At 75.3% G+C, this 19,150-nt stretch carries 2 protein-coding genes (1 of these 2 running past the window's edge); both read left to right on the top strand.

The window, feature by feature from the left end:
* Positions 1-6 precede the first annotated feature (6 nt).
* The gene (locus tag ACZ4FH_RS30735; protein ID WP_467309046.1) at positions 7-12,321 is read left to right on the top strand and encodes an SDR family NAD(P)-dependent oxidoreductase; all 12,315 of its coding nucleotides are present in this window, start codon (positions 7-9) and stop codon (positions 12,319-12,321) included.
* On the top strand, positions 12,318-19,150 hold the beginning of the coding sequence (locus tag ACZ4FH_RS30730; RefSeq protein WP_467309044.1) for a type I polyketide synthase. Its footprint extends 12,325 nt past the window's final position; 6,833 of the gene's 19,158 nt are visible here — the first part of the coding sequence; it begins with the start codon at positions 12,318-12,320; the stop codon falls past the right edge of the window. The genes ACZ4FH_RS30735 and ACZ4FH_RS30730 overlap by 4 nt, the downstream gene beginning before the upstream one ends.

The following is a 19,150-nucleotide window of genomic DNA, read 5'->3' as shown; positions in this document are numbered from 1 at the left end:
CGCCCTATGGACACCTTGCGATCCAACGACCCCCGCACCGGGAACCCCGCGACCCCCGTCCCGTCATCTGACGGGACCGTCGGGACCCCGGTCGCGATCGTCGGGATCTCCTGCCGGCTGCCGGGGGCGCCGAATCCCGGAGCGTTCTGGACGCTGCTGAGCGGCGGGGAGCGCGCGGTCGGCCAGGTGCCCGCCGGGCGCGAACCGGTCGGCGGGGACTGGGGGGCCTTCATCGAGGGCGCCGACCGGTTCGACGCCGCCTTCTTCGGGATCACCCCCCGGGAAGCGGCCGTACTGGACCCGCAGCAGCGGCTCATGCTCGAACTCGCCTGGGAGGCCTTCGAGGACGCCCGGATCGTCGCCGCCGACCTCAGCGGCAGCGCGACGGGCGTGTTCGTGGGCGCCATGCGCGACGACTACGCCCAGCTGCTGGCCCGCGCCGGCCGGGACGCCGTCAACCACCACACCATGCCCGGCGTGAGCCGCGGCGTCATCGCCAACCGCGTCTCCCACCTCTTCGGCCTGCACGGCCCCAGCCTGGTCCTCGACACCGGCCAGGCGTCCTCCCTCGTCGCCGTGCACACCGCGATGGAGAGCCTGCGCCGCGGCGAGACCACCCTCGCCCTGGCCGGCGGCGTCAACCTCAACCTGGCCGCCGAGACGGGCGTCGCCGCCGAGGAGTTCGGCGGCCTCTCCCCGGACGGGCACAGCTACACCTTCGACCACCGGGCCAACGGCTTCGTCCGCGGCGAGGGCGGCGTCGCGTTCGTCCTGCGGCTGCTCCCGGACGCGATCGCCGCGGGCGACCGCATCCACGGCGTCCTGCTCGGCGGTGCCGTCAACAACGACGGCGCCACCGCCCAGCTGACCACGCCCAGCCGTGAGGCCCAGGCCGAGGTCCTGCGCCGTGCCTACGCCGCCGCCGGGGTCTCCCCGGCCCGCGCGCGGTACGTCGAACTCCACGGCACCGGCACCCCCGTGGGCGACCCGATCGAGGCCGCGGCCCTGGGCGACGTCCTGGGCAGCGCCCGCGAGGACGGTGACCCGCTGCTCGTCGGCTCCGTCAAGACCAACCTGGGCCACCTGGAGGCCGCGGCCGGTGCCACGGGCCTCCTCAAGACCGTGCTGTCCCTGTCCCACCGGCACATCCCCGCCAGCCTCGACTTCGAGGAGCCCAACCCGGACATCCCGCTGGACGCGCTCAACCTGCGCGTCGCGGACCGCCCGACCGCATGGCCCGAGGACGGCCACCCCCGGATCGCCGGCGTCAGCGCCTTCGGCATGGGCGGCACCAACTGCCACCTCGTCCTCACCGAGGCCCCCACCGCCCCCGAAACCCCCCGCCCGGCCACGGACGCCACCCCGTCGGTGGTCCCGTGGCTGCTGTCGGGCCGGAGCGCCGCCGCGCTGCGGGGGCAGGCGTCGGCGCTGGGTGCGCCGGCGGCCGATGCCGATCCGGTCGCGGTGGGCTGGTCCCTCGCGACGACCCGGGCCCGGTTCGAACACCGCGCCGTGATCCTCGGCGCGTACGGCTCCGGCCTCGCGGCCCTGGCTGCGGATGAGCCGTCGGCCACCGTGGTGTCGGGGGTGGCCGGTCCGGTGGGCCGGTCGGTGTTCGTGTTCCCGGGGCAGGGTGCGCAGTGGGTCGCCATGGGCGCCCGGCTCCTCGATGAATCCCCGGTGTTCGCCGATGTGGTGGCCGCGTGCGAGGCCGCGATGGGTGACCTCGTGGACTGGTCCGTCGCCGATGTGCTGCGGGGCGGTGCGGATGCGCCGTCGCTGGAGCGGGTCGATGTGGTTCAGCCCGCGTCGTTCGTGGTGATGGTGGCGTTGGCGGCGGTGTGGCGGTCGTACGGGGTGACGCCTTCCGCTGTGGTCGGGCATTCGCAGGGTGAGATTGCTGCCGCGTATGTGGCGGGTGCGTTGTCGCTTGAGGACGCGCTGCGGGTGGTGTGTGTGCGGAGCCGGGCGATTGCGGGTCTGGCCAGTGGTAACGGGACGATGGCGTCGGTTGGTGCCGGGGTCGCTCAGGTCGAGGAGATCCTGGAGGCGTGGGGCGGCCGGGTGTCGGTCGCCGCTGTCAACGGGCCGTCCCAGGTGGTTATTTCGGGTGAGATCGAGGCCGTGGAAGAGGCCGTGGCCCGGTGTGTGGAGCTGGGGCTGCGGGCGCGTCGTATCGCGGTGGACTACGCCTCCCACTCGCCCGCGATGGACGTGCTGCACGATGAGCTGACCAGCAGTCTGACCGGGATCAGCCCGCGTGCGGGGACGATTCCGCTGCTGTCGACGGTGACGGGTGAGTTCACCGACGGCTCGGACATGACCACCGACTACTGGGTCACCAATCTCCGCTCCCAGGTTCGCTTCGCCCAGGCGATCGAGAAGCTGGCGGCGGAGGAGGGCTACGGCGTCTTCGTCGAGGTCTCGTCCCATCCGGTGCTGTCGGCCGCGATCGAGGAGATAGCCGACGAGGGAATCATCACCGGGTCGCTCCGCCGTGACGACGGCGGGCTCGACCGGTTCCTCGCGGGCGTCGCCGAGCTGTGGGTCCAGGGCGTGGACGTCGACTGGACGGCCGCGTTCCCCGAGACCCGTCCGGCGCTCGTCGACCTCCCCACGTACGCCTTCCAGCGCCGGCGCCACTGGTTCGACTCCGTGGCCCCGGAGGCCGAGGACGGGGCGGCGGCGGCCAGTGCCGTGGCCGGGCGTCTGGCGGCGGCCGAGGGGGAGGCGGAGCAGCGGCGGATTCTGCTGGAGCTGGTGCGTACGCACGCTGCCGCGGTGCTCGGGCACGCGGACGCCGGCGTGATTCCGGCCGGGACGCCGTTCAAGGACCTGGGCTTCGACTCGCAGTCGTCGGTCCTGCTGCGCAACCGGCTGCGCAAGGCGCTCGCCCTGGACCTGCCCACCACGCTGCTCTTCGACCACCCCACTCCGGTCCGGCTGGCCGCGCACCTTCAGCGCGCCGCCGGGGCCGACGCCGCCCCGCGGCTGCCGGAGGCGGCGGGCCGGGCCTCGTACGACGAGCCGATCGCGATCGTCGGCATGGGCTGCCGCTTCCCGGGCGGGGTCAGCTCCCCGGACGACCTGTGGGAGCTGGTGCGCTCCGGCACCGATGCCGTGGCGCCCTTCCCCACGGACCGGGGCTGGGACATCGGACGGCTGCTCGCCGACCCGGACGCACCGGGCGGATCGGCGGTCGCCCAGGGCGGATTCCTCTACGACGCGGGCGACTTCGACGCGGACTTCTTCACGATCAGCCCCCGCGAGGCGCTGGCCATGGACCCGCAGCAGCGGCTGCTGCTGGAGACGGCCTGGGAGGCGCTGGAGCGGGCGGGGATCGACCCCTCGCGGCTCGGCGGCAGCCGTACGGGTGTCTTCGTCGGCGCGATGCAGCAGGAGTACGGGCCCCGCCTGGACGAGGCGGCGGACGGGCTGGAGGGCTATGCGCTGACCGGGACGACCGGCTCCACCGCCTCCGGCCGCATCTCCTACGTACTGGGCCTGGAAGGGCCCGCACTGACCGTCGACACGGCCTGCTCGGCCTCCCTGGTCGCGCTGCACCTGGCCGCGCAGTCCCTGCGCAACGGCGAGTGCTCGCTGGCCCTGGCCGGTGCGGCGACCGTGATGTCCCGGCCCGGCATCTTCGTCGAGTTCAGCAGGCAGGGCGGGCTCGCGCCGGACGGGCGGTGCAAGGCGTTCTCGGACGAGGCCGATGGCACCGGCTGGGCCGAGGGCGTGGGCACCCTCGTCCTGGAACGGCTCTCCGACGCCCGCCGCAACGGCCACCGCGTCCTCGCCGTGGTCGAGGGCACGGCCGTCAACTCCGACGGCGCGTCCAACGGCCTCACCGCACCCAACGGCCCCTCCCAGCAGCGCGTCATCCGGCAGGCCCTGGCCAACGCCGGACTGCGCCCCGACCAGGTCGACGCCGTGGAGGCGCACGGCACCGGCACGGTGCTCGGCGACCCGATCGAGGCCGCCGCGCTGATCGAGGTGTACGGGCGCGGGCGCGCCGCCGAACGGCCCCTGTGGCTGGGTTCGTTGAAGTCCAACATCGGGCACGCGCAGGCCGCCGCCGGTCTCGGTGGTGTCATGAAGATGGTTCTCGCCCTGCGCCACGGACTGCTGCCCCGCACCCTGCACGCGGACACGCCGTCCTCGCACGTCGACTGGTCCGCCGGTGAGGTCCGGCTGCTGACCGACGCCGTGCCGTGGCCGGCCGAGGACCGGCCGCGCCGGGCCGGAGTCTCGGCCTTCGGCGTCGGCGGCACCAACGCCCACGTGATCCTCGCCGAGCCCGCTGGCCCTGCCGGGTCCGTCGAGCCTGTTGAGCCCGCTGGTTCCGTTGAGCCTGTTGAGTCTGCTGAGCCCGCTGGTTCCGTTGAGTCTGCTGAGTCAGCTGGTTCGGTTGAGCCCGACCGGCTCCCCCTGCCCTACGTCCTTTCCGCTCCCACGCCCACTGCCCTGCGCGAGCAGGCCCGGCGGCTGCGGACCGTACTGCGTGGCGAGGAGCCGGCCCGGCCCGCCGACATCGCGTACACCCTGGCCAACGGCCGGGCCCGGTTCCCGGAGCGGGCCGTGGTGCTCGCGGACGGACCCGACGAGCTGGACCGGACCCTCGCCGTGCTCGCCGAGGACGGCGAGACCGACGCGCTGGTACGCGGCCGGGCCGCGGGTGACGACCGGGTGGTGTTCGTCTTCCCCGGCCAGGGCGGCCAGTGGCAGGGCATGGCCACCGAACTGCTCGACTCCTCCCCGGTGTTCGCCGCCCGCATCACCGCGTGCGCGGAGGCGCTGTCGGAGTTCGTGGACTGGTCGCTCCTCGATGTGCTGCGCGGCGCCGAGGGCGCTCCGCCGGCCGACCGGGTCGACGTGGTGCAGCCCGCGCTGTGGGCGACCATGGTGGCGCTGGCCGAACTCTGGGAGTCCCGGGGCATCCGCCCGGCGGCGGTCGTCGGACACTCGCAGGGCGAGATCGCGGCGGCCTGTGTGGCCGGGGCCCTCACCCTGCGGGACGCCGCGCGCGTCGTGGCGCTGCGCAGCCGCGCGCTGCTGGCCCTGGCCGGCACCGGCACCATGGCCTCCGTCTTCGAGTCCCCCGACCGGGTCGCCGCACTCGTGGAGGAGACCGGCGGCCGGGTCTCCGTCGCCGCGGTCAACGGTCCCCGCTCCGTCGTGGTCTCCGGCGAGACCGACGCGGTCGCCGGTCTCCTCGCGGAGTGCGCGCGCCAGGACATCCACGCCCGCGCCGTCCCCGTCGACTACGCCTCCCACTCCGCGCAGGTCGAGCCCATCGAGGCCGAACTGGCCCGGCTGCTCGCCCCGGTCGAACCCCGGCGGGCGCGGGTGCCGTTCCACTCCACGCTCACCTGCACGGTCCTGGACGGCACCGAACTCACCGGCGACTACTGGTACCGGAACCTGCGCGGCACCGTCCGCTTCGAGGAGGCCGTACGGTCCCTCGCCGCGTCCGGGCACCGGATCTTCCTGGAGTCGAGCCCGCACCCGACGCTGACCATCGGCATCCAGCAGACGCTGGAGAGCGCCGGGGCCGACGACGGAGCCGCCGTCGCCTCGCTGCGCCGCGGCGACGGCGGCGAGCGCCGGCTCCGTACCGCGCTCGCCCAGCTGCACGTCCACGGGGTGGAGCCGGACTGGGACGGCCTCCTCGCCGGTACCGGCGGACGCCGGACCGATCTGCCCACCTACCCGTTCGCCCGCCGCCGCTACTGGTGGACGCCGCCCGCCAGCGTCCCGACCGCCGCGGCCCCGGCCCTCCCGGCCGGGGACCGGCGCTACGACGTCGTCTGGCGGCCGCTGGCCGACGCCCCCGCTTCCCCGGCCGCGGGCACCTGGCTGCTCGTCGCCCCGGCCGCTCCGTCCGCCGACCACGACGAGGCCGCCGACGCGCTGCGCGCGGCCGGTGCCGACGTCGTGCTGTGCCGGCTGCCGGACGGCGCGCCGGACGCGGCGGCCCTCGCCCGCGCGGCCGAAGGCGTGGACGTGACCGGGGTGCTGTCCCTGCTGGCCCTGGACGGTGCGGAGGAAGCCGCGCCGGGAGCGGCCGCGACCGTGGGCCCGGACGGTGCGTCGGACGTGGCCGCGACCATGGCTCTGGACGGTGCGTCGGGGGACTCCTCGGCCATCGGCCCGGACGGTGTGCCGGGCGTCGCGTCGGGTGTGGCCGCGACCGCGGCTCCGGACGGTGCGGCCGCCGGCCCGGACGGTGCGCGTGATGTCGCACCGGGCGTGGCCGCGACCGTGGCGCTGGTGCGCGCCCTGGACCGGGCGGGACTCACCGCCCAACTGTGGTGCGCCACCCGGGGCGCCGTGTCCACCGGCCCCTCCGACCCGGCCCCCGATCCGGCGCCCGCCGCCGTCTGGGGCGTGGGGCGCGCGGCGGCCGTCGAGCACCCCCGTACCTGGGGCGGTCTCGTCGACCTGCCGCCGCGCTGGGACGGCCGGGTCCGCGAACGGCTGGCCGCCGTCCTCACCGGGCACGGCGACGAGGACCAGATCGCGATCCGGCCCGCCGCCGTGTTCGCCCGCCGGCTGGTCCGGGCCCTGCGCCCCGCCACCGGGCGGCGGACGTACACCCCGAGCGGCACCGTCCTGATCACCGGAGGCACCGGGGCACTCGGCCGCCGGCTCGCCCGCCGCCTCGCGGAGGGCGGGGCCGCCCATGTCGTCCTGCTCAGCCGGGGCGGCGGCGACCCCGAGGAGATGGCCCGGCTCGCCAGCGAACTGCGCGAGGCGGGCGCCGGACTGACGGCCGCGACCGGCGACGTCACCGACCGCGCCGCCCTGGCCGCCCTGCTCGACTCCATCGGCGCGGACCATCCGCTGACCGCCGTGTTCCACGCCGCGGGCGTCTGCGAACTCGCCCCGCTCGGCGACCTCGCCCCCGAGGACCTGCCCGCCCTCATGGCCGCCAAGGCCGAGGGCGCACGCCTCCTGGACGACCTGCTCACGGACACCCCGCTCGACGCGTTCGTGCTGTTCTCCTCGATCTCCGCCACCTGGGGCGTCGCCGACCACGCCGCGTACGGAGCGGCGAACGCCTGCCTGGACGCCCTGGCCGTCCGGCGGCGCGCCCGCGGGCTCTCCGCCACGTCCGTCGCCTGGGGCCCCTGGAGCGGCGGCGGCATGATCGACGAGGACCGGGAGGCGGCCCTGGCCGCCACCGGGCTGCCGCTGCTCGAACCGGACCCGGCACTCGACGACCTGATGACCGTCCTGGACCACGACGAGACGGCGATCGTCGTCGCCGACGTCGACTGGGAGCGCTTCGCCCCCGTCTTCACCGCCACCCGCCCCAGCCCGCTGCTCCGCGAACTGGTCGCCGCCCCGGCGGACCCGGCCCCCGCCGACGACCCCGGCACACCCGCCTCCGCCCTGCGCGCCGAGCTGGCCGGCCTCACCGAGGAGGCCCAGCGCGATCTGGTCCTGGACCTGGTGCGCCGGCACACCGCGCAGGTGCTCGGCCACAGCGAACCCAAGGACCTCGCCGCCGACCGGGCGTTCAAGGAACTCGGCTTCGACTCGCTCACCGCCGTCGGGCTGCGCGACCGGCTCGCCAAGGCGCTGGGCACCCGGCTGCCCACCACCCTCGTCTTCGACCACCCGACCCCCGCCCTGCTCGCCGAGCACCTGCGGCGCGAGGCCCTGGGCGTGCGGCCCGCCCCGGACGGCGACGCACCGGCCCGTGCCGCGGGCGCCGACGACGAACCGCTCGCCATCGTCGGCATGTCCTGCCGGCTGCCCGGCGGCGTCGACGGACCGGAGGCGCTGTGGCGGCTGCTCGTGGACGAGGGGGACGCCGTCGGCGGCCTGCCCACGGACCGGGGCTGGGACATCGAGTCGCTCTACGACCCCGACCCCGACCGGCACGGCACCAGCTACACCCGGGGCGGCGGATTCCTGCACCGGGCCGCCGAGTTCGACCACGACTTCTTCGGCGTCTCCGCCCGCGAGGCGCTGGCCATGGACCCGCAGCAGCGGCTGCTGCTGGAGACCTCGTGGGAGGCGTTCGAGAACGCCGGAATGGTCCCCGCCGACCTCAAGGGCAGCGCCACCGGGGTCTTCGCCGGAATCCTCGCCAGCGACTACGGCCGGCTGCACGGCATGCCCGGCGAGCTGGAGGGCTACCACGTCACCGGCGGCGCGCCGAGCGTCGCCTCCGGCCGCCTCTCGTACACCTTCGGCTTCACCGGCCCCGCCCTCACCATCGACACCGCCTGCTCCTCGTCGCTGGTGGCCCTGCACATGGCCGCCGGTGCCCTGCGCTCCGGCGAATGCGAACTCGCCCTGGTCGCGGGCGCGTCGGTGATGTCGACGCCCACCCCGATGATCAGCTTCAGTCGGCAGCGCGCCCTGTCCGCCGACGGCCGCTGCCGGTCCTTCGCCGAGGACGCCGACGGCTTCGGCATGGCCGAGGGCGTGGGCGTCCTCCTCGTGGAGCGGCTGTCCGACGCCCGGCGCCACGGCCACCGCGTCCTCGCCGTGGTGCGCGGCAGCGCCGTCAACCAGGACGGCGCGTCCAACGGACTGACCGCCCCCAACGGCCCCGCCCAGCAGCGCGTCATCCGGCAGGCCCTCGCGACGGCCGGTCTGACGGCCGCCGACGTGGACGCGGTCGAGGCGCACGGCACCGGCACCAGGCTCGGCGACCCCATCGAAGCGCAGGCCCTGATCGCCACCTACGGCCAGGACCGGCCCGACGGGCGGCCGTTCTGGCTGGGCTCCGTCAAGTCCAACGTGGGCCACACCCAGGCCGCGGCCGGAGTCGTCGGCATCATCAAGATGGTCCAGGCACTCCGGCACGAGACTCTGCCGAAGACCCTGCACGTCGCCGAGCCCACCTCGCGCGTCGACTGGTCGGCCGGTGAGGTCCGGCTGCTGACGGACCCCGTGCCGTGGCCGGCCCAGGACCGCCCGCGCCGGGCCGGTGTCTCCGCCTTCGGCATCAGCGGCACCAACGCCCATGTGATCCTGGAGGAGGCCCCCGAACCGGCCGCCCCCGCCGACGCCCGGCCCGAGGGCGCCGTCCCCTGGCTGCTGTCCGCCCGCGAACCCGAGGCGCTGCGCGCCCTCGCCGCCGCCCTCGCCCCACTGGCCGGCACCGCCGACCCCTACGACACCGCACACGCCCTCGCCGCGACCCGCGCACGGTTCGAGCACCGCGCCGTCGTCGTCGGGGAGCCCGGCCCCGCCCTCACCGCCCTCGCGGCCGGCGAACCCGCCGGGCAGCTCGTCTCCGGCGCGGCCGGGCCCGTCGGCCGCACCGTGTTCGTCTTCCCCGGCCAGGGCGCCCAGTGGGCCGGCATGGCCGTCGAACTCGCCCGCTGGTCCCCGGTGTTCGCCGCACGCCTCGCCGCGTGCGAGACGGCCATGGCCCCGTACGTCGACTGGTCGCTGACCGAGGTGCTGGCCGGGGCGCCCGGCGCGCCTTCCCTGGACGCGGTCGACGTCGTCCAGCCCGCCTCGTTCGCCGTCATGGTGTCGCTCGCCGCGCTCTGGCAGGCGTACGGCGTCGAGCCCGCCGCCGTGGTGGGCCACTCCCAGGGCGAGATCGCCGCCGCCTGCGTCGCCGGAGCTCTCACCCTGGAGGACGCCGCCCGCGTCGTCTGCGTCCGCAGCAAGGTGCTGACCAAGGTGACCGGGCGCGGTGCCATGGCCATCGTCGCCCTGCCCCAGGATCGCATCGACGCGCTGCTCGCCCCATACGGGGAACGGCTCTCCGTCGCCGCCGTCAACGGGCCCTCCTCCGTCGTCCTCTCCGGCGACCGCGACGCCCTGGAGGACCTGGCCCTCGTCTGCAAGGAACGCGAGATCCGGGTCCGGACGATCCCCGTCGACTACGCCTCGCACTGCGCCCACGTGGAACCCGTCCTGGACGAACTGGCCGCCCTGCTCGCCCCGGTGGCACCGCGCCCGCCCCGCATCCCCTTCTACTCCACCGTCACCGGCGAGTGGATCGACACGGCCGCGCTCGACGCCGCCTACTGGTGCGCCAACCTGCGCCGCCCCGTCCGCTTCGCCGACGCCGTGGGCGCACTCGCCGCCGAGGGCTACGACGCCTGGATCGAGAGCAGCCCGCACCCGGTGCTGCTCGCCGCCGTGGAGGAGACCCTCGACGGCCGCGAGGACGCCTTCGCCGTGGGCTCCCTGCGCCGCGACGACGGAGGCGGCGACCGTTTCCTGCTCTCGCTGGCCGAGGCCTGGGTGCGCGGCGTCCCCGTCGACTGGGACCGGGCGTTCACCACCGCACCCGGCTCCCGCGTGGACCTGCCCGCCTACCCCTTCCAGCGGCGCCGCCACTGGATCGAGGCCCCCGCCGACACCGCCGCCCAGCGGGAACGCGCGCTCGTCGACGGCTGGCGCTACCGCGTCACCTGGACCCCGGTCCCGGCCACCGGCGCCACCGCCCTCACCGGCGACTGGCTCGTCGTCACCCCCGACGCCGGGGTGGACACCGCCCTCGTGCGGACCGTCCTCGACGGACTCGCCGCACACGGCGCGACCGTCCACCCCGTCGGCGTACGGGAACTGACCGGCGGCACCGCCCGGCTCCCCGCCCGCGTCGACGGCGTGCTCTCGCTCGCCGCCCTCGACGACCGCCCCCGCCCCGACGAGCCGGCGCTCTCCACCGGACTGGCCGACACCCTCGCCTGCGTCCGGGCCCTGACCCCGGACGCCCCGCTGTGGCTGGCCACCCGGGGCGCCGTCGGACCCTCGGACGACGACCCCGTACGCCACCCGGTACAGGCCCAGGTGTGGGGGATCGGCGTGGTCCTCGGGCTCGACGAACCCGACCGGCTCGGCGGACTGGTCGACCTCCCGGACCGGCTCGACGACGACGCCCTCGGCCGGCTCGCCGAGGTGCTGTCCGGGACGACCGGGGAGACCGAGGTCGCCCTGCGCGGCCCCGCCGTCCTCGCCCGGCGCCTCGTCCGGGACCCGGCACCCGCCGCCGCCCCGTGGCGCCCGCGCGGCACCGTCCTGATCACCGGCGGCACCGGCGCCCTCGGCTCCCACGTGGCCCGCTGGGCCGCCCGCAACGGCGCCGCGCACCTGCTGCTGACCAGCCGCCGGGGCGCCGACGCCCCCGGCGCCGCCGCGCTGACGGAGGAACTGACCGCGCTCGGCGCCCGGGTGACGGTCGCCGCCTGCGACATCGGCGACGCGGACGAGGCCGCCGCCCTCCTGGCCTCCGTCGACCCGGCCGAACCGCTGACCGCCGTCGTCCACACCGCCGGGCTCACCCAGCCCGAGATCCCCGTCCGCGAGCAGTCCGCCGACGGCCTCGCCCGCATCCTGCGCGGCAAGGCCGAGGGCGCCCGCCACCTGGACGCCCTGACCGCCGGACTGGACCTGGACGCCTTCGTGCTGTTCTCCTCCGGCGCCGGCACCTGGGGCGACGCGGGCAAGGCCGGATACGCCGCCGCCAACGCCTACCTCGACGCCCTCGCGCAGCAACGACGCGCCCGCGGCGAGACCGCCACGGCCATCGCCTGGGGCGCCTGGGACGGCGGTGGCATGGTCGAGGGCGAGGTCTCCGACCTCCTCACCCGGCGCGGCATGCGCCTGATGCGGCCCGAAGCGGCCGTACGGGCCCTGGCCCTCGCCGTCGGCAACGGCGACACCACCCTCGCCGTCGCCTCCATCGACCTGAGCCGCTTCCTCCCCCTCTACACCATGACGCGCGACCGCCGCCTCGTCGCCGCCCTCACCGAGGCCGCCGACCGGGCCGGGGCGGAGACCGCGTCCGGACCGGGCGACACGGCGGGCAAGGCCCGCGCCGACGCGTCCACGGCCCTCGCGGACCGGCTCGCCGGCCTGAGCGCCGACGAACAGGAGAGCACCCTGGTGGACCTCGTCCGCCGGGAGGCCGCCGCCGTCCTCAAGGCGGGACGCCCGGAGGAGATCCGGCCCCGCCGGGCCTTCAAGGAACTCGGCTTCGACTCCCTGACGGCCCTGGAGTTCCGCAACCGCCTCAACACGGCGACCGGCCTGAAACTGCCCGCCACCCTCGTCTTCGACCACCCCACCCCCGCCGCGCTCGCCCGCCGGCTGCGCGACGAACTGGGCGGCGGGACCGACGACGTACTCACCGGGCTGACCCAGCTGGAGGCGCGGCTGGCGGCGCTTCCGGACGAGGAATGGACCCGCCTGGACCTGGACGGCCGGCTGGCCGCCCTGCTGCGCCGGACCGTACCGGTGGCGGCCGCACCGACCGACGCCCCGCACCAGGACCTTGCAGCGGCGACGAACGACGAGATCTTCGACCTGATCGACCGGGAGTTGGGCATCCGATGAGCAGTGGCGCGAACGAACAGCGGCTGCGGGACTATCTGAACCGCGTCACCGCGGACCTGCAGACGACGCGCAGGCGGGTCAGGGAGCTGGAGGACCAGCGGACCGAGCCCATCGCGATCGTGTCGATGGCCTGCCGCTTCCCCGGCGGCGCCGACACCCCCGAGGAGTTCTGGGACCTGATCGCCGCCGGTTCCGACCTCGTCGGCGAACTGCCCGGCGACCGGGGCTGGGACCTGGACGGGCTCTACCACCCCGACCCCGCGCACCCGGGCACCAGCTACACCCGCAACGGCGCGTTCCTGCCCGGCGCCGCCGCGTTCGACGCCGACTTCTTCGGGATCTCGCCGCGCGAGGCGCTGGCCATGGACCCGCAGCAGCGGCTGCTCCTGGAGACGTCCTGGGAGGCCGTCGAACGGGCCGGCCTCGACGCCGAGCGGCTGCGCGGCACACGGGCGGGCGTCTTCGTCGGAGCGAGCCACCAGGGCTACGGGGAAGGCGTCCGCACCGCCCCCGAAGGCGTCGAGGGCCATCTGCTGACCGGCGGTTCGGGCGCCGTCCTCTCCGGACGTATCGCGTACACCCTGGGGCTGGAGGGCCCCGCCGTCACCGTCGACACCATGTGCTCGTCCTCCCTGGTCGCCCTCCACCTCGCGGTGCAGGCGCTCCGCAACGACGAATGCTCCCTGGCCCTCGCGGCCGGTGCCACCGTGATGGGCTCGACCCGCAACTTCACCGAGTTCAGCCGCCAGTCCGGGCTCGCGGTCGACGGCCGGGTCAAGGCCTTCTCCGACGACGCCGACGGCACCGGCTGGGGCGAGGGCATCGGCGTCCTGCTCCTGGAACGCCTCTCCGACGCCCGGCGCCACGGCCACCACGTCCTCGCCGTCGTGCGCGGCTCGGCCGTCAACCAGGACGGCGCCTCCAACGGCCTGACCGCCCCCAACGGCCCCTCGCAGCAGCGCGTCATCCGCCAGGCCCTGACCAACGCCGGAGTCGCCTCGTCCGAGGTGGACACCGTCGAGGCGCACGGCACGGGCACCTCCCTCGGCGACCCGATCGAGGCGCAGGCCCTCCTCGCCACGTACGGCGTGGGCCGCCCCGACGACCGGCCGCTCCTCCTCGCCTCCGTGAAGTCCAACATCGGCCACACCCAGGCCGCGTCCGGTATCGCCGGGGTCATCAAGACGGTCCTCGCGATGCGGCACGGACTGCTGCCCCGCACCCTGCACGCCGAGAACCCCTCCAGCCACGTCGACTGGTCCTCCGGCGCCGTCGAACTGCTCACCGAGGAGCGGTCCTGGCCGCGCGGCGAGCAGCCGCGCCGGGCCGGGGTCTCCTCGTTCGGCGCCAGCGGGACGAACGCGCACGTCATCCTTGAGGAAGCCCCGGACGAGACCGACGCGGACGGGTCGGACACGGACGCTCCGGCCGCCGCTCCCCGGTCCGCCCTTCCCGTCGTCCCGTGGCCGGTCTCCGCCCGGACCGCCTCCGCCCTGCCCGCCCAGGCCGCACGGCTCGCCCCGGTGGCCGCCGCCCTGGACCCGGCGGACCTCGGCCTGTCCCTGGCCACCACCCGCACCGCCCTCGACCACCGCGCCGTCGTCCTCGCCACGGACGCCGAGGACCTGCGGATCCGGCTCGCCGCCCTCGCGGCCGGAGAACCCCTCCCCGGCACGGTGACCGCGACGGCCGGCGACGGCTCCACCGCCTTCGTGTTCTCCGGCCAGGGCGGCCAGCGGCTCGGCATGGGCCGTGAACTGGCCGATGCCTTCCCGGTGTTCGCGGAGGCATTGGACGAGGTGTGTGCGCACTTCGACGGTTTGCGCGAGGTGATGGACGGCGACGCGGAGGCGCTGAAGAACACCGGTTGGGCGCAGCCGGCTCTCTTCGCCGTCGAGGTGGCGCTGTTCCGCCTGGTCGAGTCGTGGGGTGTCCGCCCTGACTATCTCGTCGGTCACTCGGTGGGTGAGCTGGCCGCCGCGCATGTGGCCGGGGTGCTGTCCCTCGCGGACGCCGCCCGCCTGGTCTCGGCCCGCGCCGGTCTCATGCAGGCGCTGCCCTCCGGCGGTGCGATGTGGGCCGTACGCGCGACGGTGAACGAGGTCTCTCCGCTGCTGGTGGAGGGTGCGTCCCTGGCAGCGGTCAATGCCCCCGGCCAGGTCGTCGTCTCCGGCACCCGCGAAGCCGTGGAGGCCGTCGCCGCGCGGCTCACCGACCGTCAGTCGCGGTGGCTGGAGGTCAGCCACGCGTTCCACTCGGCGCTGATGGACCCGATGCTGGCCGAGTTCCGGGCAGCGGCGGACGAGCTGACGTACGCGGCACCCCGCATCCCCATCGTGTCGACGCTGACCGGTGAAACCGTCACCGAGTTCACCGCCGCCTACTGGGCCGACCAGGTGCGCGGCACCGTCCGCTTCGCCGACGCCCTCACCCGCCTCAGGGACCTCGGCGTCACCCGGCTCCTCGAACTCGGCCCGGACGCGAGCCTCGTGGGCGCGATCGACGAGACGTACGACGGTGACGCGCTCGCGGTCCCCGCCCTGCACCGCAGCCGCCCCGAACCCACCACCGCCGTCACGGCCCTGGCCCGCCTCTGGGCGGACGGCGCCGACGTCGACTGGGCGGCCTATTTCGCCCCCGCGGGCGCCCAGGTCGCCGAGCTGCCCACCTACGCCTTCCAGCGCCGCCACTACTGGCTGGAGGACCGGAACGCACCGGCACGCCCCACCGCCGACCCGCTGGACGCATGGCGCTACGGAGTGGAGTGGGTGCCGGGAAGCGCGATCGCCGCTGGTGGGCGGCTCTCGGGCCGCTGGCTGGTGGTGAGTTCCGCCGGTGCCCGGGGCGCCGACGCCGACGCCGTGGTCGAGGGTCTGGGAGCGCGGGGTGCGGAGGCGGTGGAGCTGGTGCTCCCCGCCGACGCGGACCGCGAACGGATCGGCGGCCTGCTCGCCGAGCAGTCCGGGGCCGTCGGTGTGGTGTCGTTGCTGGCCTTCGACGAGGAGGTCTGCGCCGAGCACCCCGCGCTGACGGTCGGGCTGGCACTGAACGTGCTGCTGACCCAGGCGCTCGCCGACCGGGACCAGCCGGTCTCGGTGTGGATGTGTACGCGCGGCGCGATCTCCGCCGTACGGGGTGACGAGGTCGGGCACCCGCTCCAGGGCAGCACCTGGGGTCTCGGGCTGGTCTTCGGGCTGGAGTTCCCGCAGTGGTGGGGCGGCCTGGTCGACCTTCCCGAGGCGACGACCCCGGGGGACCTGGACCGCTTCCTGGACGTCGTGGCCTCCGACGGCGTGGAGGACCAGATCGCCGTTCGCGGCGGCGACGCCCTCGTACGCCGGCTGCGGCGCGAGCCGCAGGGTCCCGGGACGCGGGAGCCGTGGCGTACGAGCGGAACGGCGCTGATCACCGGCGGTACGGGCGGCCTGGGCGCGCACACGGCCCGCTGGCTCATCGAGGCCGGTGCCGAACACCTGGTGCTGACCTCGCGGCGGGGCGCGGACGCGCCCGGGGTCGCCGAACTCGTCGAGGAACTCGGCGCCACCGGCACCCGGATCACCGTCGCCGCCTGCGACGTGTCCGACGCGGCGGCCCTGACCCGGCTCGTCGAGCGGATCGAGGCGGACGGCCCGCCGATCCGCACGGTCGTGCACAGCGCCGGAGTCGGCGGGACCGCCCCGCTCACCGGCACGGACCTGGACGCGTTCGCGGCCGGGGCGGACGTCAAGCTCGCCGGGACCGCCCACCTCGACCGGCTCTTCGACCGCACGGAGCTGGACGCGTTCGTCCTCTACTCCTCCGTGGCCGCCGTCTGGGGAGCAGGCGGACACGGCTCGTACGCGTCCGGAAACGCGTACCTCGAAGCCGTCACCCGCAACCGGCGGGCCCGGGGCCTCACCGGCACGACGATCGCCTGGGGCCTGTGGGCCACGGACGACGGCACCGGACTCGGCGGCACCGTCGACACCGGAACGCTCAACTGGCACGGCCTCACCCCCATGGACCCGCGCACCGCGATCGACGGGCTGCGCCGGGCGATGGCCGACGGGCGGCCGTTCCTCGCCATCGGCGACGTGGACTGGGACGCCTTCACCCCCGCCTACACCGCCGCCCGCCCCCGCCCGCTGATCGAGGGCGTCCCGGAGGCCCGCGCGGCGCTCGGCACCGGCCCGGACGACGCGGCCGACCCGCACACCACCGGGGCGGACACCCTGCGCGAACGGCTGCGCCCCCTGCCGCAGGAGGAGCGCGAGCGCGCCCTGCGCGACCTCGTACGGTCCCACGCCGCCACCGTCCTCGGACACTCCTCCCCGGACGCCATCGACGAGGGACGCCCGCTGCGCGACCTCGGCTTCGACTCGCTCCTCGCAGTGGAGCTGCGCAACGCCCTGATCGCCGACACCGGCCTCAAGCTCGCCACCACCCTCGTCTTCGACCACCCGAACGTCACCCGCCTCGCCGAGCACCTGCACGCGACCCTCTTCGGCGAACAGCCCGGCGCCGAGCCCGCGATCGCCCAGATAGCCACCCGGGGAGCCGACGCCGACGACGCCATCGCGATCATCGGCATGGGCTGCCGCTTCCCCGGCGGCATCGAGACCCCCGAGGCGCTGTGGCAGCTCGTCGCGGCCGGCGGCGAAGTGCTCGGCGGCTTCCCCGACAACCGGGGCTGGGACCTCGACCGGCTCTTCGACCCCGACCCGGACAACGAGGGCCACAGCTACGTCCGCACGGGCGGCTTCGTCCGCGACGCCGGCGACTTCGACCCCGCCTTCTTCGGCATCTCGCCGCGCGAGGCGCTGGCCATGGACCCCCAGCAGCGGCTGCTCCTGGAGACGGCCTGGGAGGCCATCGAGCAGGGCCGGATCGACCCGCACAGCCTGCGCGGCAGCGAGTGCGGTGTGTTCATCGGCGCCGGAAACGGCGGCTACGGCACCGGGCTGCGCCAGCTCCCGGAAGGCGTGGAGGGCCACCTCCTCACCGGGACGGCGACGAGCATCGCCTCCGGCCGGATCTCGTACACCCTCGGTCTGGAGGGCCCGGCGGTCACCGTCGACACCGGCTGCTCCTCGGCCCTCGTCGCCGTACGGCTGGCGGCCCAGGCCCTGCTGACCGGTGAGTGCACGATGGCCCTGGCCGGGGCGGCCTCCATCGGATCCTCGCCGCTCGGATTCATCGAGTTCAGCCGCCAGCGCGGCCTCGCGGAGGACGGCCGGTCCAAGGCGTTCTCCGAGGACGCGGACGGCATGGGCATCTCCGAGGGCGCGGGCGTCTTCGTCCTGGAGCGCCTGTCGGACGCCCGCCGCAACGGCCACCAGGTCCTCGCCGTCGTCCGTGGTTCCGCCATGAACCAGGACGGCGCGTCCAACGGCCTCACCGCCCCCAACGGGCCCTCCCAGCAGCGCGTCATCCGCCAGGCCCTCGCCAACTCCGGCCTGACCGGCGCGGACATCGACGTCGTCGAGGCCCACGGCACGGGCACGAAGCTCGGCGACCCGATCGAGGCCCAGGCCCTGCTCGCCACCTACGGCCAGGACCGGCCCGAGGGCCGCCCGCTGTGGCTCGGCTCGGTCAAGTCCAACCTGGGCCACACCCAGGCCGCCGCCGGTGTCGCGGGCATCATGAAGATGATCCTCGCCCTGCACCACGGCGAACTGCCCCGCACCCTGCACGTCGGCACCCCGTCCTCGCGCGTGGACTGGACGGCCGGAGCGGTGGAGCTGCTGACCGAGGCCCGGGAGTGGCCGCGCGGCGAGCAGCCGAGGCGCGCGGGCGTCTCCGCCTTCGGCGTCAGCGGGACGAACGTCCACCTGATCCTGGAGGAGCCCCCCGCCGAGGACGCGCCCGCGACACCGGCCCCGGCCCCGGCGGTCGTGCCGTGGGTCCTGTCCGGCCGGGGCGCGTCCGCGCTGCGGGAACAGGCGGCCCTCCTCGGATCGCCGACCGCCCTGGACGCCGACCCGGCCGCCGTCGGCTGGTCGCTGGCCACGACCCGGGCGCGGTTCGAGCACCGGTCCGTGGTGCTGGGCTCGTACGAGTCCGCGCTGAACGCGCTGGCCTCGGGCGAGCCGTCGGCCACCGTGGTGTCCGGGGTGGCCGGTCCGGTGGGCCGGTCGGTCTTCGTGTTCCCCGGCCAGGGTGCGCAGTGGGTGGCCATGGGGGCCCGGCTGTTGGACGAGTCGGCGGTGTTCGCCGGGGTCGTGGCCGCGTGTGAGGCCGCGATGGGCGGGCTGGTGGACTGGTCGGTGACCGATGTCCTGCGCGGCAGCCCGGACGCGCCGTCGTTGGAGCGGGTCGATGTCGTCCAGCCCGCCTCCTTCGTGGTGATGGCCGGGCTGGCTGCGGTGTGGCAGGCGTACGGAGTGACGCCTTCCGCTGTGGTCGGGCATTCGCAGGGGGAGATCGCCGCTGCGTATGTGGCGGGTGCGTTGTCGCTTGAGGACGCGCTGCGGATCGTGTGCGTGCGGAGCCGGGCGATTGCCGGGCTGGCCAGTGGTAACGGGACGATGGCGTCCGTCGGTGCCGGGGTGGACCGGGTCGAGGAGATTCTGGAGGCATGGGGCGGCCGGGTGTCGGTCGCCGCTGTCAACGGGCCCTCGCAGGTGGTTATTTCGGGTGAGGTCGAGGCCGTGGAAGAGGCCGTGGCCCGGTGTGTGGAGCTGGGGTTGCGGGCGCGTCGTATCGCGGTGGACTACGCGTCGCACTCGCCCGCGATGGATGTCCTGCACGACGAGCTGACGAGCAGTCTTGCGGGGATCAGCCCGCAGGCCGGGACGATTCCGCTGCTGTCGACGGTGACGGGTGAGTTCACCGACGGCTCCGACATGAC

The sequence above is a fragment of the Streptomyces sp. NPDC024555 genome (assembly GCF_055559335.1).
This window is presented reverse-complemented; position numbering and strand designations above follow the sequence as displayed.